Annotated in this window: 19 protein-coding genes and 2 pseudogenes; 12 read left to right on the forward strand and 9 right to left on the reverse strand. The window is 48.0% G+C overall.

Features of this window, described 5'->3' with window-relative positions:
* Positions 1-306: 306 nt before the first annotated feature.
* Positions 307-1,521 carry a chloride channel protein gene (locus tag ON05_RS16745; RefSeq protein ID WP_010471368.1) on the forward strand — a complete coding sequence of 405 codons (1,215 nt, stop codon included), beginning with the start codon at positions 307-309 and terminating at the stop codon, positions 1,519-1,521.
* Here the strand turns inward: ON05_RS16745 and ON05_RS16750 are convergent.
* Positions 1,522-2,912 (reverse strand): annotated as a pseudogene (locus tag ON05_RS16750) (ISKra4 family transposase).
* Between the two features lie 85 nt (positions 2,913-2,997).
* On the opposite strand from ON05_RS16750, the pseudogene ON05_RS16755 reads away from it, so the two are divergent.
* The 3 genes and pseudogenes from ON05_RS16755 to ON05_RS16765 form a co-directional block, all read left to right on the forward strand.
* Positions 2,998-3,198 (forward strand): annotated as a pseudogene (locus tag ON05_RS16755) (chloride channel protein); the annotation flags it as partial.
* A gap of 147 nt (positions 3,199-3,345) precedes the next feature.
* Entirely contained in the window at positions 3,346-3,549 is a 204-nt protein-coding gene (locus tag ON05_RS16760; RefSeq protein ID WP_010469517.1) for a hypothetical protein, read from the forward strand.
* An 18-nt stretch (positions 3,550-3,567) separates the two neighbouring features.
* Positions 3,568-4,245, forward strand: a complete 678-nt coding sequence (locus ON05_RS16765) for an HAD family hydrolase (protein ID WP_010469514.1) — start codon at positions 3,568-3,570, stop codon at positions 4,243-4,245.
* Between the two features lie 6 nt (positions 4,246-4,251).
* On the opposite strand, the gene ON05_RS16770 is transcribed toward ON05_RS16765, so the two are convergent.
* Positions 4,252-5,439, reverse strand: coding sequence for a HEAT repeat domain-containing protein (locus tag ON05_RS16770; protein ID WP_010469512.1), 1,188 nt, complete (start codon positions 5,437-5,439; stop codon positions 4,252-4,254).
* Between the two features lie 253 nt (positions 5,440-5,692).
* On the opposite strand from ON05_RS16770, the gene ON05_RS16775 reads away from it, so the two are divergent.
* From ON05_RS16775 to ON05_RS16815, 8 genes are all read left to right on the forward strand, one after another.
* On the forward strand, positions 5,693-7,600 hold the full coding sequence (locus tag ON05_RS16775; RefSeq protein ID WP_010469510.1) for a ferredoxin--nitrite reductase: 1,908 nt from the start codon (positions 5,693-5,695) through the stop codon (positions 7,598-7,600).
* Positions 7,601-7,675: 75 nt separating this feature from the next.
* Positions 7,676-9,274, forward strand: a complete 1,599-nt coding sequence (locus ON05_RS16785; RefSeq protein ID WP_010469508.1) for an MFS transporter — start codon at positions 7,676-7,678, stop codon at positions 9,272-9,274.
* Positions 9,275-9,724: 450 nt separating this feature from the next.
* Entirely contained in the window at positions 9,725-11,476 is a 1,752-nt protein-coding gene (locus tag ON05_RS16790) for an iron uptake porin (protein WP_236618839.1), read from the forward strand.
* Positions 11,477-11,772: 296 nt separating this feature from the next.
* Positions 11,773-13,998, forward strand: a complete 2,226-nt coding sequence (locus ON05_RS16795; protein WP_029315005.1) for a molybdopterin oxidoreductase family protein — start codon at positions 11,773-11,775, stop codon at positions 13,996-13,998.
* Between the two features lie 260 nt (positions 13,999-14,258).
* The gene (locus tag ON05_RS16800; RefSeq protein ID WP_010469501.1) at positions 14,259-15,737 is read left to right on the forward strand and encodes a leucyl aminopeptidase; all 1,479 of its coding nucleotides are present in this window, start codon (positions 14,259-14,261) and stop codon (positions 15,735-15,737) included.
* A 318-nt stretch (positions 15,738-16,055) separates the two neighbouring features.
* Entirely contained in the window at positions 16,056-16,718 is a 663-nt protein-coding gene (locus ON05_RS16805) for an NAD(P)H-dependent oxidoreductase (protein WP_010469499.1), read from the forward strand.
* A 113-nt stretch (positions 16,719-16,831) separates the two neighbouring features.
* Entirely contained in the window at positions 16,832-17,065 is a 234-nt protein-coding gene (locus ON05_RS16810) for a hypothetical protein (RefSeq protein ID WP_010469497.1), read from the forward strand.
* Between the two features lie 6 nt (positions 17,066-17,071).
* A complete protein-coding gene (locus tag ON05_RS16815; RefSeq protein ID WP_029315004.1) occupies positions 17,072-18,235 on the forward strand; it encodes a trypsin-like peptidase domain-containing protein in 1,164 nt (387 codons plus the stop codon).
* A gap of 189 nt (positions 18,236-18,424) precedes the next feature.
* Here the strand turns inward: ON05_RS16815 and ON05_RS16820 are convergent, their stop codons facing one another.
* The 7 genes from ON05_RS16820 to ON05_RS16850 form a co-directional block, all read right to left on the reverse strand.
* Positions 18,425-18,841: an NUDIX hydrolase gene (locus ON05_RS16820; protein ID WP_010469493.1), complete on the reverse strand. Its 417-nt coding sequence runs from the start codon at positions 18,839-18,841 to the stop codon at positions 18,425-18,427.
* Between the two features lie 78 nt (positions 18,842-18,919).
* The gene (locus ON05_RS16825; protein ID WP_010469491.1) at positions 18,920-20,665 is read right to left on the reverse strand and encodes a bifunctional diguanylate cyclase/phosphodiesterase; all 1,746 of its coding nucleotides are present in this window, start codon (positions 20,663-20,665) and stop codon (positions 18,920-18,922) included.
* Positions 20,662-21,663, reverse strand: coding sequence for a hypothetical protein (locus tag ON05_RS16830; protein ID WP_010469489.1), 1,002 nt, complete (start codon positions 21,661-21,663; stop codon positions 20,662-20,664). Before ON05_RS16830 ends, ON05_RS16825 begins: the two co-directional genes overlap by 4 nt.
* Positions 21,664-21,669: 6 nt before the next feature.
* Entirely contained in the window at positions 21,670-22,161 is a 492-nt protein-coding gene (locus tag ON05_RS16835; protein ID WP_029315003.1) for a Rab family GTPase, read from the reverse strand.
* A 6-nt stretch (positions 22,162-22,167) separates the two neighbouring features.
* On the reverse strand, positions 22,168-23,922 hold the full coding sequence (locus tag ON05_RS16840; RefSeq protein ID WP_010469484.1) for an OmpA family protein: 1,755 nt from the start codon (positions 23,920-23,922) through the stop codon (positions 22,168-22,170).
* A 187-nt stretch (positions 23,923-24,109) separates the two neighbouring features.
* Positions 24,110-24,733, reverse strand: coding sequence for a hypothetical protein (locus ON05_RS16845; RefSeq protein WP_010469483.1), 624 nt, complete (start codon positions 24,731-24,733; stop codon positions 24,110-24,112).
* Between the two features lie 203 nt (positions 24,734-24,936).
* Positions 24,937-25,746: a DUF6816 family protein gene (locus ON05_RS16850; protein ID WP_010469481.1), complete on the reverse strand. Its 810-nt coding sequence runs from the start codon at positions 25,744-25,746 to the stop codon at positions 24,937-24,939.
* Positions 25,747-25,756 lie beyond the last annotated feature (10 nt).

Here is a 25,756-nt window from a genome sequence, read left to right on the forward strand (position 1 = left end):
AAAGTAGCGTGACTGACTAATCGCTATCGTCACGTTCGTGGGTTACCACAGGAAAAATAGCCACCCCTCATCCTATAATTAAGCCCAAAAAATTCAGTAGTTTTTACTACAGAGTGCAAAAGAATTTCTTGACATGTAGATCTCGCATTCAGTGTATGTAGCTCTTGCTTACAGGCTGCTGTCTCGGTGTTTATGGATACGAAAGTCAAGGAATATCCTCCGTAATCTGCCTAAATACGCTTTCAAAGCAAAGCACTTGTATTGGCAGTTATCCACTGCCAATCGGTAGATGGAGATTCAGCATTAATGACACAAACGCTAGCCAGTGGTCCAGAAGAACAGCATGCGCTGTCGGCACCATTCGAGATAGGAAAACGTGAGCTGACCTACTCACAATTGGTTATGTGTGCCGCACTGATTGGCGTATTCGGGGGATTGGTGGCCACAGCATACTACTTTGTTCTCGAAACCTTGATGCATGGTGTCTGGCACACCGTGCCCAATCGGGTTGTGCCCTATTTTCCCAGTTGGCTCCCTCAACAACATTACGTCTGGATTGCCTCGACCATTGGTGGTTTCTGTGTCGGGTTGGTCCTATTCTTAATGGGCTTGCCAGGAGAAATGGCCCAGGTTGTCGATAAAATCCACAGCCCCGGCAAAATTGATATTCGCAAAACCCCAGCCATGATTATTGCGTCCTTAGTAGCGATTACCTCCGGGGGGAGTGCTGGCCCCGAAGCGCCTTTGGTGCAGGTCAATGGTAGCTTTGGCAGTTGGCTAGGAGAAAAATTGCAGCTCACCACCACTTCGGTTCGGGTGCTGACCTTTTGTGGCATGAGTGCCGCTTTGGGTGCCTTTTTTGGTGCACCGATTGGGGCTGCTCTATTCGCTTTAGAGATTCCCCATCGCAAAGGTTTGGAATACTACGAAGCCATTGCTCCTGCCGTCGTTTCTGCAATTTTTTCCTTTGCAGTTTTTCGCATCAATACTGGCATGACCATTGGCGGTTTCTATCATTTCGAAACGGTGCCGCCTTTAACCCCCACTAACTTACTGGAAGGATTAGTACTAGGCGGGATTGGGGCAGGCGTTGCGGTGATGTTCATTGGCGTATTTCGTTTGGTGGGCCATTTACTCGCTCCCCTAGAGCATTATCGAATTCTTTTAGCCACTTTGGGGGGACTCACCATTGGCTTGATTGCCTTAGCCTTTCCCCAAACGCTGTTTTTTAGCGAAGAGCAAATTCATACGGTGATCGAAACGGGGGCAACCCTGGGCATTAGCTTTTTGCTGATGATTGCAGTGGCTAAAATGTTTGCCATTAGCGTGACGCTTCACTCTGGCTTTTTAGGTGGATTTATTTTTCCCCTCTTTTTTATTGGCGCCAATGTGGGTCTCGCCATTTCCCTGATGGTGCCTCAGGTCCATCCCACGCTAGGCATGGTCTGCTTAATGGCTGCCGTTAATGTGGCAGTGACTAAGACTCCTGTAAGCACCAGCATTATTCTGAGTGGGGCGTAGCTAATGGATCGGGGATGCCTTAGACTTCGGAATGGTTACCCCTGGGAATAGGGAGTCAAACCGTTGATTGACCCAGGCAAGCCGCAGCATGAGTAGATGATTGAAACCATCCTCACTCCAGCGCATACCAACCCCCTTAAAGCGCTGTTGAATCAGCCACTTACAAGCACTTTCGACCATTCCTGACCCCAGCGGTATCTGTAGTTGTTCAAAGTGGCGATATTGGATGTGTCGCAGATGGCGCTGGAAATAAGCCTGTACCTGGAGCAACGTCGTAAAAGATTTGCCCGTAAACAATTGTGAGTGAATCAACATCGTCAAGGACCGCAATACTAATAGGTGTTGCCCATGTCGCAATTGGTGTCGCCAGCGCCGAAACCAGGCTTGGGCTTGAGCAGAGCGAGCATCCCCAAACATCGCTTTTGTTGCTCGTGCAAGATGGCCTGCTGCATGAAAGAAATCGAGAACTGCCACAGCACAGTGAGAGAACAAGGTGCGGTAGACTCGCCAGAAGCCTCGCCCCCCATCACTCAACCAGATGACGCTTGGGGCCGATTCAAAGTCTTGTTTGCGGGCTTCGAGGTGCAGTAAGGGGATGAACTGGTCGATATCGCCCAATACTGCCACCAGTCTTCGACGTAGTAGTTGGGGGACACGCTTTTGTGCTCGGGTGCCCCGTGTTCCTAGGCGGGCTAAGATAGCAACTTTGACTTCTCGCCACTGGATTTTTCCCTTGGGGGTTTTCGGGGTGGGGCGAAAGGGCACCATCACACCGTCAGCAGCAATGGCCAAAGGTAGAGCAGACAACACCTCTGAAATCGCTTCACAAGGAGTCTGGTCACCTGAGGCTTGAGCTTTGAGTTGAGTCTCTAGCTCCTGATAAGCTTTGTTGCCCATGACTTGCACCCAACTCCACAAGCTTGATGAGCTGACGGATAAACCACTCCACTGACTCAGCATCCAACTGGCCAGTTCATAGGGCATAAATAGACTTAACAAGCAGCCTAGACGAACCAATTCTTCACTGCTGTGCTGATAGGAGGTAATCCCAATGGATTGATCCAAAGGAGCGGATAGACTACCTGGACACCTGTGGGACAACGACCCACCCGTCGCTTTCAGGCAATATTTCCCACCAGTGTCTGCATCTGACGAGATTCCCATCCCTTCGAGTGCAAGCGGGTTCCGCAAGTGGGACACCTCGGCCATTCCAATACTGTTTTTGCTCGCCGTGAGAGTTCATCCTCCAGAAGCCAGCGAGCCAAAAACAAACCCATTTGCAGAACGATATAAACCATCTGACTCAGGCTGGGTGCTTCTTTGAGTGCTTCGACCTGTTCTAGAAATTCGTGATGCTCTAGTACGGTTGGCAATTGCGATGTTAGGCTCATGACAAGTTTTTGATTCGGGTACAGGATCTATTGTCCTTGACCCGTTTTTCTTTGAGCCATACATCCCCGATTCTGTGCTTACGCCCTTCTGAGTGTGTTGTCTGGGACGGCGATGTTGCCAGTGATTGTGATTTCAAGCTTTGTGAGCTTTCTACTCACCAGTCAAATTGCCATGATTAAAACTCAACGGTCCCGAGAGTTAGAAGGCTTTCCCACGTCTGCTCCTCAAACTTCTGAGGCTTCTCCTAGATTAGTATCGAGCCCTGCCTCGTTGGCCATTGAATAAGATCGCTCACTTCTCATATCCACTATGCTGGAATTCGACATTGCAAACTTTCATGTTGATAGACAGTCATTGCTGAACGACTCGATCTAGCTTGACGATAATAGCTGTATCCTCTCAAGTGGTCGGCAGCTCACCATTCAATGCGTCATGTCAGATTCCATTTTTGCGCTATTTCTAGGATTTGGATTCATCTGGATCCTCATGGGTCTGGGGGGTATGGCTTTGCTGATGAAGTCTCAAAACCAACCCCTCCGCTTTAATCGGGATGGTATTCTCGTCTTCCTGCCCATTGTTTTAGTGTTTTTGATTGCCCTCAGCTTTGGGGCAGTGGTGTTAGCCAAAAGTGGTTAGCTGCTGAGAGTGCGTCATATGGATGCTGTAATCTTTGATCTTGATCAGACGCTGCTAGATCGTGACCGGTCTTTACGAGACTTTATCCATTGGCAATGTCACGGCATGCTAAGACCATATCTATCGAATAAAGCAGATTTCATCGCCCGCTTTATGGAGCTGGATGCGAATGGCACCCTTTGGAAAGATAAAGTCTATGCAGCACTAATCGAGGAATTCTCGTTGACAGAGTGGTCTGTTCAAGAGTTACTGAACGTCTATGAAAGCTGTTTTTGTGCGTTTGCTATACCTAGATCGGGGGTTATTGAGGCGATCACCCACCTCTCTCCACACTACAAACTGGGTTTAATCTCTAATGGCAAGTCCCCTTTTCAGGAACGCAATTTCACCGCGTTGGGAATCGCTCCATTATTTAAGAGTGTGATCGTGTCTCAGGCTGTTGGCCTTCGTAAACCAGACCCTAAGATTTTTCTACTTGGGTGTCAGGAACTCGGGGTATCGCCGCAACAAGCGATTTATGTTGGAGACAATCCAATTGCAGATATCAATGGGGCAATCAATGCGGGATTGCATACCATTTTTGTGACAACTTCCTTATACGCTGAGTGTAACAATGCTCATGCGGCTTGTTCGGATCTCAAAAGCCTGCCATCTATTGTGGAATCACTTGCCGTTTGGAACGGGTATCCACCTTAGATTAACTCACCATTCTTGTAGTGCGATCGCAACTCCGTCTCGCACATTTTGATCCACAGTATCGTTGTCCGCTAAAGCCTGAAGCTGAGTGTAGGCAAGCTCTGGAGAGATTTGCTTCAGGGCTGCGATCGCATGCAGTCTCACCCCCATATCCGGTATTCCTAAAAGCTGAATCAGCTCCGGTATCGCTTGTGGCTGACCGGACTGTCCCAAGGCACTCGCAAGGGTTTTCTGCAGAGCTGGATCAGACACCGGCTGGTGGTGCAGGCAATAAATCAATGCCTCTGTCGATCGATCCACTTGCCGATTCAGGGCTAATGCTTTAACAATCACTGCTGCAAGGGTCTGATCCTCATCATCTACCACCTGCAGCGAAGACCTGGGATGAGGCCATAGTTTTTGTAACATCTGCACAGACTGATCATTACCAATCTGTCCTAGGGCTTGGACAATCGTTAGCTTCAAGGGGAGAGGGACCGTCTCAGCCCCAGCAGTTATGCTTAAGGCCTCAACCGCTTCCTTCGTTCCTAGACGTCCTAGGGCCAACGCTGCCGTCTGACAAACTTGCACATCAAAATCATTCAGGCACGGCACAATCAAGGCCACCGGGTCATGATCATGCATTTGGAAGAGAGGGGCACGATAGCTGATCCCAGCGATGGCAACCTGGCGAACCTTGCCATTCAGATCAGACAATCCTTGCAGTAACGCCGAGATGACCCTGACATCATGGAATCGGCTCAGGGTTTCCACCGCCATCACACGAACAGATACATCTGTATCCGCTACGACCTTGAGCAAGATAGGCACAATGATCGGATCTTGCATTTGAGCTAACGCCGAGACCACCCGAAGACGTGATGGGGATGATTCAAGCAATGCAGCTAATGCATCCACAGACTGGGGCCCAATTTGGGCCAACATTTGGGCTGCAATTTCAGCAACATCATCTTCTTCGGCATTTTGCATCAGCTGAGCCAAGGCGATGACCGCATCTGCATGATTGAACTCACCCAACACCCGAGCCACAAACCATTGCAGTTCTGGATCATCAGACTTGTTGTGGAGTAAATCCACCAAAAATTCAATGGCGGGTTCACCAAAATCAGGAATCTGCTTAGCAGTTTCCCAGCGAGATTGAAAATCTCCTGTCTCTAGCTCAGATAAGACGGATACAAGTTCACTCACGATCATTAGCAGTTACATGCCACTGCCATTCTCTCCAAACAATTCAAAAACTTTGTAGGGTTCTATGCAGCTTTAGCATGAATCAATTGCAAGAACTACATTTAGCCTATCACTTTGTAACGACTGATACGAACGATCCCAATGGGAGTCGCTAAGTTAGTATCCCAATCGCAGAAATTGAATTTAATCAATTCTCTATTGGTAAGACGCGAGCTCAAGAGGAATCTAAGTGACTAACACCGCACCAGCTGCGCCCAAAATGAATAAGTTTGAGCGCTTTAAAGCGGAAAAAGATGGTTTGGCCGTTTTACCAGAGCTTTCCCACTTTGCTCAGATTGGTTGGGAAGCCATGGACGAAACTGACCTGACGCAACGTCTCAAATGGTTAGGGTTATTCTTCAGACCCGTTACACCTGGCAAATTTATGCTGCGGATGCGGATGCCCAACGGCATTCTCAGTGGTGGACAGATGCGCGTCCTGGCTGAAGTGATTCAACGATACGGCGAAGATGGCTATGCCGATATCACCACTCGTCAAAATATTCAGTTGCGCGGGATTCGCATCGAAGATATTCCCGATATTTTTAATCGGTTTCAGCAAGCCGGTCTAACCAGTGTGCAATCTGGGATGGATAACGTCCGCAATATTACCGGATCCCCTGTTGCGGGTCTGGATGCTGATGAGCTGATCGATACCCGAGGTCTAGTCCGCAAAGTCCAGGACATGATTACCAACAACAGTCAGGGTAATCCAGCGTTTACGAATCTGCCTCGGAAATTCAATATTGCGATCGCAGGGGGTCGTGATAACTCCGTCCATGCTGAAATCAACGACATTGCCTTTGTCCCAGCATACAAAGATGGCAAGCTTGGCTTTAACGTTCTGGTTGGCGGTTTCTTCTCTGCTAAGCGCTGCGCTCCTGCCATTTCCATGAACGTTTGGGTAGACCATACCCAAGTCGTGGATATCAGCGAAGCCATTCTCATTGTCTATCGGGACAACGGTTCCCGGGCCAATCGCCACCAATCTCGGATGATGTGGCTGATCGACGACTGGGGAGTCGAACGCTTCCGGGCCGCCGTCGAAGCTCAGATGGGGGTTACGCTCCAAACCGCTGCCGACAAGGATGAATTTGACTGGGACAAACGAGACCATCTCGGTGTCCATGCTCAAAAGCAGCCTGGCTTGAACTTTGTAGGCATTCACGTTCCCGTTGGTCGGTTTTATGCCAACGATATGTTGGAATTAGCCCGCATGGCCGAGGTTTACGGTAGTGGCGAAATTCGTCTGACTGTCGAACAAAACGTCATTATTCCGAATATTCCTGACTCCCGCTTAGAATCTTTCTTGGCAGAGCCTTTACTAGAAGTGTTCTCCATCAATCCTGACCCATTGGCCCGTGCCTTAGTCTCCTGTACTGGCAATCAGTTCTGTAAGTTTGCACTGATTGAAACTAAAAATCGAGCCGTGGCGTTGATCGATGAACTAGAAGACGAATTAGAGGTACCGAAACCAGTTCGCTTTCACTGGACCGGATGTCCCAATTCCTGCGGTCAGCCCCAAGTCGCTGATATCGGCCTGATGGGCACTAAAACTCGCAAGGATGGCAAAACCGTCGAAGCGGTGGACTTATTTATGGGCGGCAAAGTCGGTAAAGATGCTGTCCTCGGTGAAAAAGTCCAAAAAGCCATCCCTTGTGATGACCTCAAAGACGTCTTAAAAGATATTCTCATTCAGCAGTTTGACGCTCAACCCCGATCCACTCCGCGTTCACCCAAAGGAACCACCAGACTCGCCCGTCAACGCACTGTGCAAGACACTGTGAGTCCAAACGGTTTTGCGCCTCCTGCGCCAGTTACTCCGGCAGCCCCGCCTGCCCCCACCCCGGCAGCCGCGGCCCAGCCGGCTGTGGTGACCTTTGCAGCGTCTGGCAAGGAAGTCAATTGCGATGACAGCCAATCCTTATTGGAAATTGCGGAGGCTGCAGGCGTTGAGATTGAAAGCAGTTGCCAATCTGGAAGCTGTGGCACCTGCATGGTCAAGCTGATTGAAGGTGAATTTCGATACGAAGCCGATCCAGACGGCCTAGAAGATGCAGATGCAGCATCAGGGCATATCTTGACCTGCATTGCCTATCCAGTCGGAAAAGTGGTGCTGGATGCCTAGTTTAAGTTTGCTCTTGGCTTATCGCGTTGTTTTTGGCTGATTTAGTTTTTTTATTTCTGTTTTGGAGAAGAATGCATGTTAACGGAAATGTGGTCCTTTAAGGGCCGCTACAAAATTCTACACATGACTTGGTTTGCGTTTTTCTTGACCTTTGTGGTCTGGTTTAACTTTCCACCCTTTGCTACCACAATCGCTCAAGATTTAGGGCTTTCCAAGCCGCAAATGGGAACCATTGGTCTTTGTAACGTCGCCCTCACGGTCCCTGCCCGGATCATTATTGGCATGGTCTTGGACCGTTATGGCCCCCGCTTGACCTATTCCTTACTGTTAATGTATGCAGCGATTCCTTGCTTAATTTTTGCCACGGCTCAAGGCTTTACCCAGCTCGTGATTGCTCGTTTGCTGATGGGGATTGTCGGTGCAGGATTCGTAATTGGTATCCGCATGACCGCTGAGTGGTTTCCTCCCAAAGAAGTCGGAACAGCCGAAGGCATCTATGGTGGATGGGGCAACTTTGGTTCTGCCTTCTCTGCCTTCACCATGGTTTTGTTTGCCACTGCATTAAGTTTCATTCCTGGTGCTTTCAACTTTGGTGAAGCTCAAACCTTTACCGTTTTGGGTCTATCATTTTCCAGTGCTGTTTTGAACTGGAGAGCGGCCATTGCGGGTTCAGGTATTATTGCTGCCATTTATGGCTTTATCTACTACGCCAATGTTCGCAATACTCCGCCAGGAAAAGTCTATCAACGGCCTAATAGCGCTCGGGGTTTAGAAGTCACATCAGTTCGAGACTTTTACTTCCTGATGTTGATGAATATTCCTTTAACTGCAATCTTGATGGTGTTGGCTTGGCGCTTAAATAAGGTCAATTTCTTGACACCGTCCGCCATGTATATCACATGGGTTGCTCTCCTGGGTCTATACGCTTTCCAGTCTTACAACTGCTGGAGTGCCAACAAAGAGCTCCTCTCTGGTCGCAAGCGCTATGCTCCTGAAGATCGTTATAAGTTCAAGCAAGTTGCCATTCTGGAACTGACTTATATTGTTAATTTCGGTTCTGAGCTCGCGGTGGTCACCATGCTCCCTGCTTTCTTCGAAGGGACCTTCGGTTTAGACAAAGCCATGGCCGGTATTATCGCTTCTAGCTATGCCTTTATGAACTTGGTCTCTCGTCCAGGTGGTGGCATTATCTCCGACAAGATGGGCAGCCGGAAATGGACAATGGTTATTCTCACTGCCGGTATGGGAATTGGCTATCTGTTGATGAGCCAAGTCACCAGTAACTGGTGGTTGCCTGGTGCCGTTCTATTGACCATGGCCTGCTCTTTCTTCGTGCAAGCCTCTGAAGGATCGACCTTTGCGATTGTGCCCTTAGTGAAGCGCAGAGTCACGGGTCAGATTGCTGGTAACGTCGGTGCTTACGGTAATGTTGGCGCTGTTGCATATTTGACCACTCGCCTTCTATTTGTAGATGGCGCTGGTGCAGAACCTAACATGGCTGCCGTTAACGCTAGCTTTTTCCAAGTCCTGGGTACAACCGGTTTGATTGTTGCTTTCCTATGTATCTTTTTCCTAGAAGAACCCCAAGGCTCTTTTGCCGAACACCATGAAGGTGAGACAGAAGCATCATCAACCAATAGTCCAATCGGTGCCAAGTATCCTACAACTCTTTAGGCCTAAATCAGTCCATTACGGACTAAAAAATTAGGTTTTCACTCACAAAAGACCGCAGATTCATCGACTGAATGAACCTGCGGTCTTTTTTATATCAAGCCAAATTATTTTTGGATTTATGGCGTGAGAAGCCACACATTGGACGCCGATTATTAGAGGATTCATTTAGACCTAATCAAAGATTATTATCTTTACCTCAAGATTTCTAAAATGGACAGATAATTCATGCGATTCATGCATATAATCCATGTGAATTATTCATAATTCTCGTCCTTATTGTACGAAGAGATACAAATCTAGGAACAGGTATTCATTAAACTGAGCGGACGTTGAACGGAGGTTCTCCCTACATGTTCAGCTCATTAATCGGTGTGAGGTTACTGAAACAATATGTCCAAATTTTTATCCTGGTACCGGCTGCTTTTAAGTACCAGTATGTTGGGAATTGCAATGGTGAATTGCATCCCTGCTCAGGCAGTTACGGAGACATCCAGCGCTGATGTCACTGCAGAAGAATTAGAGATCACTCCCAGTGATGATGCCCCTTCAGCAGTAGAACTACCGTCTACAGACGGCGAACTGGAACTTGCCCAGGCAGTGGAACCATCCACCTTGACAACACCCCCGACTTCGATTACAGACCTTGCAGGGACTCAAAGCGACCCCTATTTCCCTGCAGACCCCAGTTTGCATACCTCTGAGGCATCCTTAGGTCAGGTCACTTCTGTTTCCCAACTATCAGATGTTCAGCCGGATGACTGGGCCTTCCAAGCGATCCAATCCTTGGTGGAACGCTATGGTTGTGTCGCCGGTTACCCCAATGGCACCTTCCGTCCAAGCCGAGCCATGTCCCGTCGAGAAGCTGCAGCTCTCGTCAACGCTTGTTTAGATAACCTCAGCAATCGATTTGCAACTAAAGAGGACCTGGATGCTCTCAAGGCTCTGCAAGATGAGTTTGCCGCCGAACTGGCCACCCTCCGGGGTCGGGTAGACGGTTTAGAAGCAAGAGTCGCAACTGTAGAAGCTCAGCAGTTCTCAACCACCACTAAATTAAACGGGGAAGCTATTTTTGCGTTTAGCGGTGTTGCTGGCGACAATGCCACCACCGGTGCTGACATTAGTGGGCGCGTCTCCCTGAACCAAAGAACTCGTCTCAACTTCATTACCAGTTTTACCGGTAAGGATCGGTTATACACCCGACTACAAACCTCTAATCGTCCTGTCAACTTTAGTGATGGTGCCATCCCTGGAATTATTGATAATACAGGGACTTTGCAAACTCGGATTGCCTTTGACACGGGCAATACCAACAACAATGTTATCCTCGATCGCTTAGACTACAAATTTCCCATTGGTGACAAATTAAATGTCACGGTCTTTGCGAATGCAGCCTTCCATCACTACTATGCCACCACTGTTAACCCTTACTTTGAAGGATTCGGTGGCGGTAAAGGCGCGCTTTCCTTCTTTGGTGAGCGTAACCCTATCTATCGGATTGGTACGGTTGCTATTCCCAGTGTTGCGGGCGTCGGCACCTCCTATATGTTCAATAAGGAAAATGATTTCCGGCTGGACTTAGGCTACTTAGCGGGTCGTGCTAACCAAGCAACAACCACAGCTTTGGCCAATGGCGAAAATGAAGGTGGGTTATTTGGGGGAACCTATAGCGCGTTAGCCCAACTCAGCATCAAACCGTCAGAAGGGTCTCAAATCGGCTTAACCTATATCCGTAATGAAGCCCCAGATGGCTTAATGAGATTTGGCACTGGAACGGTCTTTTCTAATAATCCCTTTGGCGGTGCCAACAATATTACCGGTGATTCCTTCGGCTTTGAAGGAACGCTCAAAGTAACAGATTGGCTAGCGGTAGGCGGTTGGTTTGGCTACACGATTGCTCGTGAAGACAATACCAATAACAAAGCAGATATCATCAATGCTGCCATTAACTTTGCCTTTCCAGACCTAGGTATTGAAGGCGCCACGGGTGGCCTGATCTTCGGTGTCCCACCCACAGTGATTGATAACGATGTCGCTGCTCGGGAAAACCCAGATCAAACGTTTCATTTAGAAGCACTGTATTCTTTCCCAGTTAACGATTTCATCACCATTACACCGGGTGTTATTTACCTCATTGATCCGGAAGGTAACTCTGCCAACAGTGACATCTTAGTGGGAGTCATTCGAACTACATTCAAGTTCTAAGCACCTCCACAGAATAGATAGAAGTTGATGACCTAGGGAGCAAAATCACACTTGTTCCCTAGTTTTTTTTGTACAAGAGATAGCGCTTTTTCAGTCCTCACCTCAACCAATTGAGGATTTGAAATCTGCCCCTTCTTTAGGGGAATGATTAAATTGCATACACACTATGTTGAGATTGCATCAGATAGATCCACAACCGTAGCCAATCTTACAATTCTTGCTGGAAATATTGATAATTATATTGTTGGACAATTATTTCGATTTTTTTCTCTGCTCCTTTTTTATTCAAAACGTTTATGACAAACCCCGTCAAAACTTTGTGTCCTTATTGCGGTGTGGGCTGCGGATTAGAAGTCTTACCTCCGGCTTTGCCAGGTAAGCCTGTCAATCGCGATAGTGCAGGAACACCCATCTGGCGGGTACGAGGCGATCAAGCTCACCCCTCCAGCAAAGGACAAGTTTGTGTCAAAGGAGCAACAGTCGCTGGTGCATTAGATAAAGACCGATTGCGCTATCCGATGATGCGAGATTCCCTCGACCAACCGTTTCGCCAGGTCACATGGGAGGAAGCGTTACAACGGATGGTGAGGGAACTTAAGACAGTACATGCCAATCAAGGGCCAGATGCCATTTGTATGTATGGATCTGGGCAGTTTCAGACGGAAGATTATTACATTGCTCAAAAATTACTGAAAGGGTGCCTAGGCACTAATAATTTTGATGCCAATTCTCGTCTGTGCATGTCTTCAGCCGTGGCTGGGTATATCCAAAGTTTTGGCTCTGATGGTCCACCGGCTTGCTACGACGACTTAGAGCTGACGGACTGTGCCTTTTTAATTGGAACGAATACAGCAGAATGTCATCCGATCGTTTTTAATCGGTTGCTCAAGCATCACAAGAAAAATCGCCACGTCAAAATGATTGTGGTTGACCCGAGGCGCACTAAAACTGCAGAAAAGGCCGATTTACATCTGGCGATTAAACCCGGTACCGATATTAATTTGCTCAATGGCATTGCCCATTTGCTGATGCGGTGGGGCAAGTTTGACTCTTTATTTATTGATGAGTGTACGTCGGGCTTCGCCAGTTTTGCTGGCGTTATTAGCCAATATCCACCGGAATTAGTTGCCCGAGACTGTGGCATTCGCGTTGATGAACTGGAAAAAGCAGCGCGTTACTGGAGCGAATCCCAGCGAGTTCTCTCCTTATGGTCCATGGGCATTAATCAATCTTCAGAAGGAACGGCCAAATGTCGCACCATCATCAATTTGCATTTGATGACGGGCACTATCGGTAAACCTGGCTGTGGACCGTTTTCTTTAACCGGGCAACCCAATGCCATGGGAGGCCGAGAAGCGGGGGGCTTGGCTCATATTCTGCCCGGATACCGGGTCGTTAAAAATCCCCAACATCGACAAGAAGTGGAGCAAGCTTGGCAACGCCCCCCAGGCAGTATCTCTTCTCAGCCCGGTTTAGCCGCTTGGGATATGATTTTGGGACTAGAAAATCAAAATGTGGGCTTTTTCTGGGTGGCAGCCACCAATCCTGCCGTTAGTATGCCGGATATTAAGCGCACTAAAGCTGCTTTACTCAAATCCCGGTTTACGATCTGTCAGGATGCTTACTATCCAACCGAAATGGCCGACTATGCCCATGTTCTTCTCCCCGCAGCTCAGTGGGGTGAAAAAACAGGGATTATGACCAATTCTGAGCGGGTGGTGAACTACTGCCCGGCCTTTCGAGATCCAGTAGGAGAAGCCCGAGCGGACTGGGAAATTTTTGCCGAAGTCGGGCGACGCTTAGGATTTGAAAAGGAGTTTGCCTTTGCCAATTCCGCTGAGGTCTATGCCGAATTTGTGCAACTAACCCGCGATCGCATCTGCGATATGAGCGGCCTCAGCCATGATCTGCTGAAAAACGGCCCTATTCAATGGCCCTTCCCCGCTTGTGCCCTAGGGGATACCATCGATGCCACCGCAACGGGTAAACGCCTCTATACCAATCACCGATTTCCCACCGAAGATGGCCGGGCTAAGTTCGCAGCGTTTCATGCTAAAGGATTAGCCGAAGCCCCCGATCCGAACTATCCGTTTGTGCTGACCACAGGTCGACTCTATGGCCATTGGCACACCCAAAGCCGTACGGGACGGATTGAGAAAGTGGCGGGGCTGCATCCCAATCCCTTTGTCGAGATCCATCCTCGGGATGCAGCCCGCATTGGTATTCAGGACGGGGAAGTATTGGAGGTGCGATCGCGCCGAGGTTTCGCCCGCGTCCCCACCAAAATTACGAAAGCGATTGCGCCTGGCACCGTCTTTATCCCTATGCATTGGGGAGCCTTATGGGCAAAACATGCTGAGGTGAATGCACTAACCCATCCAGAAGTCTGCCCCATTTCCTTAGAACCTGAGTTAAAAGCCTGTGCCGTACAGCTGATCCCGACTAAAAATTTATCTATCGACTCTGACAAAGATACTTCTGATCAACTGGCTTCCTCTCTAGTCACTCCTTCTCATTCTTAGAACAATACATCTAAGATATTTGCAGAAATTTTTTGCATCTGAGGGCTTGAGCATCCATCAGGAAAGAGCCAACCATCATCCTACCCAGACAGCTTGTGTCGTTCCCTAGATAGCGGCTGTTCAATTACCCTCGTTGACCCTGTGTTCTCAACGGAACTGATTGCTATGATCAGAACGACGGTTTGGCTTTTGGGAGGAAAAACTCGCAAAGTCAGCGACTTACGGTTTGAACATTCAGCGTTGAAGGATATGGGTTGAGGATGAAGATTCAGGCAATTGAGACAGTGGCGACCGGCTGGTCAGGCGATTATTTAGGCATTGGTTTTTTCGAAGATTCCGCAGCAATAGACGCTGGTTTAACCCAGCTAGACTCATCCCTCCGAGACATTCTCCAAGATCTGGTGAGCGAAACTGAATTTCAAGGCAAAGTGGGAGAACAGCCCTGGACTCGAATCGCAGGACTCGGCTCTATCCGTAAAGTTATGCTGATCGGCCTTGGCTCTCAAGAAGCATTCACATTAGACAGTCTTCGCCAAGCTGCCGCCGCCTTTGCCAAAGCTGCTCAAAAACAGAAAGCTGCCTCTGCAGGTCTGCAGTTGCCCTTATGGCACGATGATGCCCCAGCTTCCACTCAAGCTATGGCCGAAGGGGTTGAACTTGCCTTACATCAAGACATTCGCTTTAAGTCTGATCCTGATGCGAAAAAGCCTGGCGAATTCCCGCAAGAGGTTCATGTGTTAGGTCTTGCCAATCAAGCTGCCGCTATTGAAAAAGCCCAACAGATTTGTGCAGGGGTTATTCTCACCCGTGAACTTGTGGCAGCCCCAGCCAACGTGGTCACTCCCAGTGCTTTAGCAGAAACTGCAGCCCAAATTGCTGAGGACCACGGTTTGACCCTAGAAGTTCTAGAGCGAGAAGAATGCGAAGCCCAAGGCATGGGTGCTTTTCTGGGCGTTTCACTCGCATCTGAGCTGCCTCCCAAATTTATCCACCTGACCTACAAGCCCAGCGGCACCCCTCGTCGCAAACTCGCCATTGTAGGTAAAGGGGTTACGTTTGACTCCGGTGGCCTCAACCTCAAAGTTGGGGGCAGCGGCATCGAAACCATGAAAATGGATATGGCAGGGTCTGGTGCGACGTTAGGAGCTGCCAAAGCCATTGGTCAACTCAAGCCTGATGTGGAAGTTCATTTCATCGTCGCAGCAGCCGAGAATATGATTAGCGGCCATGCCCTCCATCCTGGCGATATCCTGACTGCATCCAATGGCAAAACCATCGAGATCAACAATACTGATGCGGAAGGGCGGCTCACCCTTGCCGATGCTTTAGTCTTTGCGGAAAAGCAAGGCGTCGATGCCATTGTTGACTTGGCTACCTTAACCGGAGCCTGCATCGTCGCCTTAGGCAATGATATTGCGGGCATGTGGACCCCAGAAGATAGCTTGGCAGAAGAATTGAATCAAGCGTCTGAACAGGCGGGAGAAAAGTTTTGGCGGATGCCCTTAGAAGAGAAATATTTTGAAGGACTGAAATCTCCCATCGCCGATATGAAAAACACTGGACCTCGTCCTGGAGGTTCCATTACCGCCGCTTTATTTCTCAAACAATATATTGAGAACACACCCTGGGCTCACTTAGATGTGGCAGGCCCCGTCTGGACAGAAAAAGAGAACGGTTATCTCAATGTGGGTGCAACAGGGTTTGCAGTCCGAACTCTAGTCAATTGGGTAATGGGTTGATGGCCTTCCTCTATCGATAGAAGCCACTTCGGCAAAATCCAAATCCACCTCACGCCACACCTCGAACAGGTCTTAGCGGCCTATTGCACACTGCTCATCTCGACCATTTAGCCGTTGAGCCCTGTCCAGGAAACTCCACTTACTTCTGGCTGAAACACCAACACGCAGTAGCTTTACCATGCAGAGCTACCTGATATGCAGCTACTTTCTTAATCTGAACGGGCTGCTCTCTGCTTTTCATAGGTGATCCGCTAACTGTTCTCAGCGTCCAAATATGTGATGCTTTTACCATCTACCCTCTTCTAGCCTATATCTGTTATGAGTGATTCCACCCTGACCCCTGAACAACTTCTGCACCAACTCCAATGGCGCTACGCCACCAAAAAATTTGACCCCACCCAAAAAATTCCCACAGCCACTTGGGAGGCCCTGGAACAAAGTTTAGTGCTCACCCCGTCCTCTTTTGGACTCCAACCCTGGAAATTTTTGGTCGTTCAAAACTCACAAATTCGCCAGCAACTCCTGGAATATTCTTTCGGCCAAACTCAAGTCGTGGACGCCTCTCATCTAGTCGTCTTAACCATTAAAAAAGCAACCAATGCCGACGATGTCGATCGCTATATGCAGCGCACTGCAGAAGTCCGTCAAGTCGACATCGACTCTTTAACGGGCTTTGCCAATGTCATTAAAAACTTTTTAGCCAATCCCCATAACCCTGACTTTGATCCAGATGAATGGGCAACCCGGCAGGTTTATATTGCCTTAGGCCAACTCATGACCAGTGCTGCAGTCCTTGGCATTGATGCTTGCCCTATGGAAGGCATTATCCCTGCCAAATATGATGAAGTCTTAGGCCTGACAGACACGGAATACAAAGCAGTCCTAGCCTGTCCTGTAGGATATCGTCATCCCGAAGATAAATATGCCGCTCTTCCTAAAATCAGATATGAGCAACAAGAGATCGTGACTCATATTGCCTAAGGCATAAATCATTACGGCGTAGGGTTCGATTTAGATATCTCACCCCTCTAGGTTATTAACCCCCTAGAAATGTCTAGACTAAGATGAGAAAAACATCTATAGGGGTTTCCGCCATGGCTTTAGAACCCTGCCGAGTCTGCGGTACGTTGAATAGTACGGAAACAGAAATTTGCCTCAGCTGTGAATTTCCCACCAAAGGTCGTCGCCGCCCTGCTATTTTCCAATGGGCTGCGATTGGCTTGTTTGTGCTATTCACCATTCCCGTCATCATGACGGTGATGAATCAGTTTAAACCCAAGCCCCAGACTCCAGCTCCCCAGCCTGTCTCCCTTCGCCACCCTCGATAACGTTTGATGATGACCAACCTGAAATTACCCCGTCGCCGCCTGTTACAAATGGCAGGGGGCTTAGCATTAACATTACTATGGCCGCACCAAGCCTATGGTCAAACCGGACGACAAATACGAGATCTGGCCAAAGCTGTCACGGTTTTGGTCTCTCCCCAAAGCAGTTCTGGGTCAGGGGTCCTGATCAAGCGGGAAGGGAATAGCTATTACGTGCTCACTGCCAAGCATGTTATTGAGTCTACCCGTGCGGGGGAAGAGGCAGATGTGATTACAGCGGATGGCCAGTCTCACGCCATCAATACCCAAGCCATCCTATATCTTTCTGGGGTAGATTTAGCCTTGATTCGCTTCGATAGCGATCGCAACTATCCGGTCGCCACCCTGGGTAACTCAGAATCCATCTCCGAAACTGATACCGTTTACATCGCTGGATTTCCCCTACCGGGCCAAGCCATCACTTCATCCACCTTTACGATTACAAAGGGTGCCATTACTGGCAAAGGTCAGTACCAACGGGGATACGGTTTAATTTATGACAACGTCACCCAACCGGGGATGAGTGGTGGCCCCATTCTCACTGCAACGGGTCAAGTGATTGGCATTCACGGATTAGCAGAGGGTGAACGGGTGCAAGGGGTAGCCATCAAAGCAGGCTTGAACTTAGGCGTACCTATCAATACGATTTTAGATCTCACCCCGCTAGCCCTTAAACAAACGCCTAAGGCTGATTCATCGCCAACACCTATTACCTCTACTAGTGATGCAGAACAAACCTTTCGTGCCTTTCTAGATCAGCATTATGCGGCAATGGCTCCCTTGGTTGAAACGCGGGATGCCGCTCGGCTCTTTAACTACCTGCCCATCGATAAAGAACGCTTTCGCTACACCCAACATACAGGGGTGGTCCAAAACTACAACGATCGAGTGGCTGGGGCCTCTAAGTTCTTTGCAAAAAAATCGACTCGAGAAAAATGGAAGCTCTCTTACGAAATTACTGATTTGCAAATGCCCACGGCTGATCAGGCCATTGTGTCTCATATTGAAACGGTGAAATGGTCTTTCTGGCCAGGAATACCCCGAGGAGTGTTTCGTCGCCGTGAAATAATTTCCTGGGAGCGCATCAATGGTCAATGGAAAATTGTCTCAGTGGAAGAAGGGGAAAGGCTATAGCGTTGGCATCACTGGACATTAACGCTCACAACTCACGGATTTTGGTGCAAGAAACCCCATATATTGCCCTCCATGTGATGAAAGTCCTAGCCATCGCCTAGCCAAAATAGCCAAAATGGATAAGATGATTTGATGGCAATGATCGCCAGACTTACACTGTTGTAGCTGGGCATTCAGTCATTGTTGTCGCTAAAGATTGAGCCATTTTTCAAACTTTCCCAACATCTTCCGTAGCGACTTCATCTCGACCAATTTATATGCTTTGGCCACAGAAACCACCCGTCTTTCCCGCTCATGATCCTCTTGCCACTCTCGATGCAGCTGGGTGACCACCAAGGGAAACACTTGCACCGTACAGGTACTCCCCCATTTTTGATGAGCATAGGTGCCTAAGGGTTCAGTCGCAATCAAGCCTTCAATCCCCGCTTCTTCCCAGGCTTCTTTCGCTGCAGAATCCCAAGCCGTCAGATCCGGTTCAATTTCTCCTTTAGGGATAATCCACCGACTTCGCTTACGGGATGTAATTAAGATCACCTTCAAACCATCCGGCTGAATCAGGTAAGGCAAGGCAGCAGAGTGCTGATAGCGCCCCTCGACTGGTGTCATAACAGGTTATTTACAAGGTATAAGATGATCGACCGTTGTCTAAGAGCGTAGCGAGAACTATCCTCTTTGCCAACTTTTTCACCAATCTTTGAGACCGTTCGTCATCTTTTCCTGCAGCAGCGCCACCGCCATTTGTCCATCGACCGGTTTCGAGAACAAATGACCTTGCGCTTCTTGGCAGCCCATATCTAGCAGAAAGCGCCGCTGTACCGGAGTTTCAACGCCTTCAGCCGTCACACTGAGCCCCAAATCATGGGCTAACTCAATGATAGAGCGCACTAGATCGAGATTCTCCACATCCATCCGTTTAATAAAAGACCGATCAATCTTTAACGTATCCACCGGTAATTGCTGCAAATATTGCAAAGATGCATAGCCTGTCCCAAAATCATCGATACAGAGGCTAACCCCCATATTTTTGAGCTGATGAAGTGTATCGATCGCCGCTTGGTCTCGACTAAACAACACACTCTCCGTAATTTCAATCATGAGCTGCTGCGGAGAAATGCGGGTTTCCAGCAACACTTGTCGGACTTGCGACACTAAATCGGGTTGATCGAATTGCTTCGCCGAAAAATTGACGCTCACCGCAAGAGGTTCTTCCGTAAATCGGCGCCACTGCTGAATGCGAAAACAGGCCTCTTTCAACATCCACTGATCGATCTCAAAAATCAGCCCCGTTTCTTCAGCAATTGGAATGAACTCCATGGGAGACACCATGCCCAGTTTGGGATGCATCCATCGAACTAAGGCTTCAAATCCAATAATTCTTTGATCGGCTAAACAAACAATCGGCTGAAAAAATAAATTGAGTTCCTGCTCGCGCAGCGCTCGCTTCAGATCATTTTCAAGCTGCAGCAGTCGTACAGCTCGTGCATGCATGGTGGGATCAAACACCACGTAATTGGCCCGCCCCAACCCTTTGGCATAACTGACCGCTGTATTGGCATCCCGGAGTAAATCTTCAGCTCGGTCATACTCCATCAGGGTCAAAGCAATCCCCACACTAGCCGTTATGTACAATTCTTGGCCACTCAACCGAAATGGGGTTTGGAACTCTGCCGAAATTTGGTTGGCAGCCAAGATTGCAGTACTCGTCGCATCAATTTCATCTAACAGAATGATGAACTCATCACCACTCAAACGGGCAAAAATATCAAATTCATCCAAGCAATTTTTTAAGCGCCAAGCAATGGCGATCAGCAGTTGATCCCCAGCCAAACGGCCAAAACTATCATTAATACTTTGAAAACGGTCAATATTGACGATCAAAATGGCAAAGTGATAGCTCTTTTTGCGCTTAAACCGTTCAAAGGCATGGGCAAGCTGAATCAGAAAATAGGTTTGATTGGGCAGCCCCGTCAAGGCATCATAAAACGTCGTTTTGAGAATGCTTTCGCTCGTTTGTTTCCGCTCTTCAATAAAATCTAATGTGCTTTCCCGCGCTTTTTGAATAAAGGAGAGGAGTTCAATATATTCCCCCTCTGAGGCTTTAATCAGGAGGATTTTCTGAGATCCTAAATTGAGGGCTGCCGCCTCCAAATGAATCTCTTGGTCTCGATGATCGGTTTCACACCACATGCCCGACTTATACTGACCCGGCTGATTGTCATGCCAAAACTCCATCGCATCCACCAGAAAGTTAGCCAGAAAAGGCAATTTTCTTTCGATCCAAGCCACATCTAAGGTGAGTTGGACCTGGGGATAGAGTTTAGTGAACCAGGATGGCGTTGTTCCTACAATCGTTAAGGAATGCTCATTAACCCGCTCTAAAATCAAAATATCTAAAGCAGAGAGTACATTTGCAGGGAGCGATACCGTCATTGCATTGGGTGATAAGAATATAAGCTCGGGCTGTTCGTTAGAGAATGTTCAGAATGAGACATCGGTCGAAAAGACTTCTGCCTTTTATCTAGCCCATCAAAGGTCAGTTTGTCGATGATCAAGGTCCCACCTTCAGAATTCTCATTTAAATTCACCGCCATATCCATCGGCTGGCCCATCACCGTTAAGGTTTTGCCGAATCCCACCTGTAGGAGTCCGATAGTAACGATTCCCGTTGTCGCCACTAGGGCGCATTGAGCCGTTGGGCCAATGGGGGGCTGACGTTCCTCAAATAGTTGGAGAATACGTACACTCGCATCTATCGCTTGCATCGAGGGGCTACGAGTGGAGGGCAATACGCCAAATACCGCCACAATAGAGTTGCCAATACTTTGATGAATCAAACCGCCTTCATCCAAGATGGAAGGGGAAATGGCGGATAGGTATGCATCTAAGATTTTAAGGGGATTAGAGGTAACCGTGTTATCGTCTAGGCCCTCGATGTTACAACATTTTACGACTAAAATACTGAGGGATTTTTGCTCGCCGGCCGGCCGAATATCGAGAAAGTTTTCTGCCACAATCTCTGATTGCATCAAATGCCCGATGGAGCGAGCCTGTTTCCGCCGCAGCAGACTGAGATCATTCACTTTTTGTTGAATCAGAACATGCTCTTCATTTTCAGAGGTGGCATCAAAGAGAATGACCCAATCATGCTGGTCTTCTACAAAAAGATGCACTTCGGCAATAATATCTTGGTCTAGCTGCAGGAAGGGAATGTGCATCGCCGCTTCTTGCAAAGGCAATAAACCCGCTAAGAAGAAAATTTGCTCATCAATCGACTGGTGTAGCTTTAAAGGAGCTAAACCATACCGCTCACAAGCCCCACCAAAAGCCAGTAAATCACCTGTTTTAGTGACTTGTAAATAGGCCGGAAAGCGATCTCGAACGATTGTAGAACAAAGGAATGTCACAATCGGTTGTGGGAGATTTAACATGGGTAACTAAATCATCATTTGCGCCAATTTTATAAAGCACTCTTCTACCCCTAATCCAGTCCTTGCACTCCCAAGACAGTAAGTCCATTGCCGTTGGGATAATTCTTCGAGATCGTCCTCTCCGATTTCCCAATCTTGGCTTAGATCATACTTATTGAAAATTGTAATAAATGGCACTTTGCCAATAGTGTCTTCCACTTTAGTTTGTAATTGGAAGACTGTTCCTAATGTATCTCGTCGAGTACCATCTACCACCAAAATATAGGCGGCTGATCCTCGCAAATACGACATTCGAATTTTTTGAAATTCATCTTCACCATGAATATCCCATAGAATTAAATTTAATTCTTGCCCAGCAACCGCCACACTTTTTTTATCAATTTTGACGCCAACTGTCGTTTGATATTTATCAGAATAAATACCTTGAACATATCGAGCGACAAGGCTCGTTTTCCCAGTCGCAAATGCACCGATCATACAAATCTTTTTCTGGAGCATAAGCTATCAATCAGCGTCCGATGGTTGAACAAAAATAACTTTAAAAGTAACCTTGCGATTGGATTTAGAGATTTTAGCTGAATCTAACTTTTCTACTGCAGGAGGCTCAACACTCACTACCTGAAAAAGGTTTTTATCAATGCCCTGTTTGGATAGCAGGGAAATAATCGCCTTAGCACGAGTTTCCCGGACATAGAGATTGATCAACTCAGATCCACTAGTATCGGTATGCCCTTCAACGAGAACAGCAACGGTTTGGTTGATGGTTTTAGCTGTTTTAGCCAGTTTTTTAATGTCTTCAGCCACGGTTTTAAGCTTGACATCTTGTTGAGGGACCAACTGAGCATTTTGGGTAAAGAAGATGGTGTGAGCCTCAAGTTTGGCCTTAATGTCGGCAAGAGCACCTGCTTCGACAGGCACAATTTGTTGAGTGTTGAATTGGGTCACATTAGGCAATCGCAAGGCTAGCTGTTTTGCTTCCGTGATCCAGGATTGCGGAGCAGTCCCTGAGGCTTGAATCGCCCCATTAGCATCAACTTTCAGCTCAACTGTTTCTGGGGGCTGCAACAGCGATATCACTCTGGATTCAATAAATTCAGTATCGAAGGATAGATAAGGTTCCCAACTAAAAGCAACCTTGTTTGGATCTAGATCTGTCTTTGATATCAAATCAGTGGGCTTAGACGCCAGGGGATCTTTCAGGCCAGATATCACATATTTACCGTTCTGTTTTTTGGTTTGCAAGACGACGATACCGGATTCCCGATTCAGTTGATCGACAAAGCTTTGAACTTGGTTTCGCTCATAGTTAGACAAAAAGCCCCAGACCCCTAATCCTAAAATGAGAATTCCAGCTGCTCCGCCAATCCATTTCAACGGAGAAGAGCGCTTCTTTTTCGTTTGATATTGGGACTGTAAACATTCTTCTAGATAAGGCTGGCTCGGTTCAAAGGCACTGCTATCCCCCTGAAATTCGTGAAGCTGACGCTCTTGGACTAGGTGAATTCGCTCCAGAGCATTTTCCATCATTTGCCGCAGTTTGCCAGGTGGGTTACCCCGTATAACACAAGCAATAATGGCTTGGGGACCTTCATTCACCCAAATGGTTAATTCTCCGACTTGCAAACTCCCTAAGGCTTCGTCACTGACGCTAAATGAGTCGCGAACAAAATCTTGAATCGCGGTGAACATGGCAGAGACTAAATCTGCATCCTGAGCAGCAGCCGTTGCGGCGGCAAGATGCTGTAAAACTAAGCCTGAGGATTTATGGATAAGAAAAACTTGTTCGACCTGATAGACAAGGGTACGCAACAACAAGACTTCAGCAAAAGATTTCCCTGTACGCCAGGCTTCAAAGCGCCAACTTAAACTTTGAGGAGAGAGGCTATGTTCTAGACTCTGGTTCAGGGAGTCGGTTAGATTCTGGATTGCCGCTGCGATCGCTTTCCGTATCGCTGGTCCCATAATCGGGAACAGGGCTTCAGAGAGAATATTTTGATCGGTATTCACAGACGATTTAATCGCATGCTCCACCGTTGGCATCACAGCTTCAGATACAGTCTCATCACTCGTTTTAAGGGTGAGTTGGATCGCTTCGGGTAAAACCCGACTCACGTCTTCCGATCGCAACTGGGCATTCTCGAATCGTCCTTTCAGATCTGGCCCAATTAGCAAACTTCGCAGCTCATTCAATTCGTTAGCTTGACCAGGTTCTTCTGGATAAGCAGCATCCCGATTGGCATTAGTAGGTAAATTACTCATTGAATATAGAACTGCAAAGATTAGATGGGCTGACAGAGCATTCGCATCAGATCTGCCACCATTATTGATATTGCTATAGTAAAGGCCACAACGATAAACAACTTGAAGATTTATTGCATAGCATCCAGGCTCGCCTGCTAATACGTCCGACAAACCCCGCAAGATGCACGGACCATCATCCTATAACCTATGAATTTGAGCGAATATTCAGGGCTAATTGGCTAAAGAGATCCGCTAATTGATCACGGTCTTGAGCATCAACCGACTGAAGAGACTGAACTTCACGTTCTAATAAAGCTTTCAGTTCAGCATGCCTATGGTTAAAGTCTGTCCCCAAAGAGGTGACTTTTTCCTCCAAAGTAGACAGGATACTCAGTCGTTGCCGCTCAACTTCTTCACCCAGTTCTCTAACCTGACCATTGACCGTTGATATCCCACTTTGATAAGTCGCTTCTAGATCCGATACAGACGTAGTTTGAGACGCATGATTGGATTGCACAATCTGGGCCAAGGTTTGCAAATCATTGCGAATCGCTGTTTCTAGGGCTTGCAGCTGTTGATCCATTTGTTCTCGGATGTCAGCACATTCTTGATTCAGTCGATTTTCGAGCTGGTCAAGCTTTTGTTCCTGGCTATGTACCTGCTGTCCAAATAACAAATCCCTAATCTTATTGAGGGTATTCAGATCAACCTCTTCATTGGGAGAAGCATTGACCAATACAGCCTCATTTGCATGCTGATCACCCTCCACTGGCTGCTCAGAAGATGATGTTGCTAAAGCTGAAGTTATCTGATCATTAGAGATGGTCATGGCCACATTGCGGTAGTTTACGACTTGATTGAGCCAGTCATGTTCACGGCTTGAGTGGCATTACTGCACTATGCACTAGCCATAGATTTCCCTACGTTAGCCTAGATCTTAGCATTGCTTTACAGAACATGACTGGATCCACATGCCATCTCCCGCGACTAGCGTTCATCCAGGGTCAATTTAACCCATGCAATGCAGTTAAGTCACTCGGCGACCAGCACTAGATGATAGCGATAGAGGGCCACCGGTTGATTCAGGGCTTGAAAATAGTTGGGATCTTGAGGGGATAAGTAGATCGCCGTCACTTGATCCGCATCGATTTGGGCCGGACTGGTGTTGATATAGCGATACGACGTCGTATTTTCGACTTGGTTGAGATAAATTTGGGAGCTGCTGCGGAACTCTTGCTGAAACAGTTCACTCGCAATCCAGGTATCGTTCTTAGTATCAAGCTCAGTGGTGCGATCGCTAATGGTCGATACGAGCTGTCGCCCCTGATCGAGCACCGTCGTTTGGCGATTGGGAAAGCGAGGATCAACCTTCACCGTTTGCACAGCCTCCTCACCAAGGTAAGCAGCAGCTAAACTCCGGCCATTGAATGCTAAGTCAGCAATCACCGAAGGTTTACGAGATAACAACTCCCAAGGGGATGCATTGGCCAGCACTTTTGCCTTTAAAGGCGTCCGTTCTTCAACAAAGCGCACCGCAAAGGTCACCGGCTGATCCAGCAAACGCTCATTATCAGCATAGCCGGGGGTCACTAAGTCAGGCGCTAAGGGAGCCGCTAGATCCACGAGGGTACTGGTGACCTGCCAATCTCCTAAAAACCAGTCTGGATAGATCAAGTCTCCAGACGCCGGTTTCAGCACCGGTTTTCCTTGCCAATCGGGAAAGGCCGCTAGGCGTTCCGTTAAGGGGCTAGCCAACCCTGGTAGAGACCAGCCGCAGAGCAAAAGTGCCAGACAAATACCCCACCCTTTCACTCTGTAAGGCGGCCAATCTTTACCGTTCACATCTTTTTCT

It is taken from the genome of Acaryochloris sp. CCMEE 5410 (assembly GCF_000238775.2).
Classification (GTDB): Bacteria; Cyanobacteriota; Cyanobacteriia; order Thermosynechococcales; family Thermosynechococcaceae; genus Acaryochloris.

Bases quoted from the DNA above. Each gene is read 5' to 3' on its own strand.
- ON05_RS16805 (WP_010469499.1), top strand. From the start codon at position 16,056: ATGAGTGATTCCACCCTGACCCCTGAACAACTTCTGCACCAACTCCAA.
- ON05_RS16760 (WP_010469517.1), top strand. From the start codon at position 3,346: ATGTCAGATTCCATTTTTGCGCTATTTCTAGGATTTGGATTCATCTGG.
- ON05_RS16815 (WP_029315004.1), top strand. From the start codon at position 17,072: ATGATGACCAACCTGAAATTACCCCGTCGCCGCCTGTTACAAATGGCA.
- ON05_RS16795 (WP_029315005.1), top strand. From the start codon at position 11,773: ATGACAAACCCCGTCAAAACTTTGTGTCCTTATTGCGGTGTGGGCTGC.
- ON05_RS16845 (WP_010469483.1), bottom strand. From the start codon at position 24,733: ATGACCATCTCTAATGATCAGATAACTTCAGCTTTAGCAACATCATCT.
- ON05_RS16830 (WP_010469489.1), bottom strand. From the start codon at position 21,663: ATGTTAAATCTCCCACAACCGATTGTGACATTCCTTTGTTCTACAATC.
- ON05_RS16800 (WP_010469501.1), top strand. From the start codon at position 14,259: ATGAAGATTCAGGCAATTGAGACAGTGGCGACCGGCTGGTCAGGCGAT.
- ON05_RS16820 (WP_010469493.1), bottom strand. From the start codon at position 18,841: ATGACACCAGTCGAGGGGCGCTATCAGCACTCTGCTGCCTTGCCTTAC.
- ON05_RS16765 (WP_010469514.1), top strand. From the start codon at position 3,568: ATGGATGCTGTAATCTTTGATCTTGATCAGACGCTGCTAGATCGTGAC.
- ON05_RS16840 (WP_010469484.1), bottom strand. From the start codon at position 23,922: ATGAGTAATTTACCTACTAATGCCAATCGGGATGCTGCTTATCCAGAA.
- ON05_RS16825 (WP_010469491.1), bottom strand. From the start codon at position 20,665: ATGACGGTATCGCTCCCTGCAAATGTACTCTCTGCTTTAGATATTTTG.
- ON05_RS16775 (WP_010469510.1), top strand. From the start codon at position 5,693: ATGAATAAGTTTGAGCGCTTTAAAGCGGAAAAAGATGGTTTGGCCGTT.
- ON05_RS16790 (WP_236618839.1), top strand. From the start codon at position 9,725: ATGGTGAATTGCATCCCTGCTCAGGCAGTTACGGAGACATCCAGCGCT.
- ON05_RS16810 (WP_010469497.1), top strand. From the start codon at position 16,832: ATGGCTTTAGAACCCTGCCGAGTCTGCGGTACGTTGAATAGTACGGAA.
- ON05_RS16770 (WP_010469512.1), bottom strand. From the start codon at position 5,439: ATGATCGTGAGTGAACTTGTATCCGTCTTATCTGAGCTAGAGACAGGA.
- ON05_RS16785 (WP_010469508.1), top strand. From the start codon at position 7,676: ATGTTAACGGAAATGTGGTCCTTTAAGGGCCGCTACAAAATTCTACAC.
- ON05_RS16745 (WP_010471368.1), top strand. From the start codon at position 307: ATGACACAAACGCTAGCCAGTGGTCCAGAAGAACAGCATGCGCTGTCG.
- ON05_RS16835 (WP_029315003.1), bottom strand. From the start codon at position 22,161: ATGCTCCAGAAAAAGATTTGTATGATCGGTGCATTTGCGACTGGGAAA.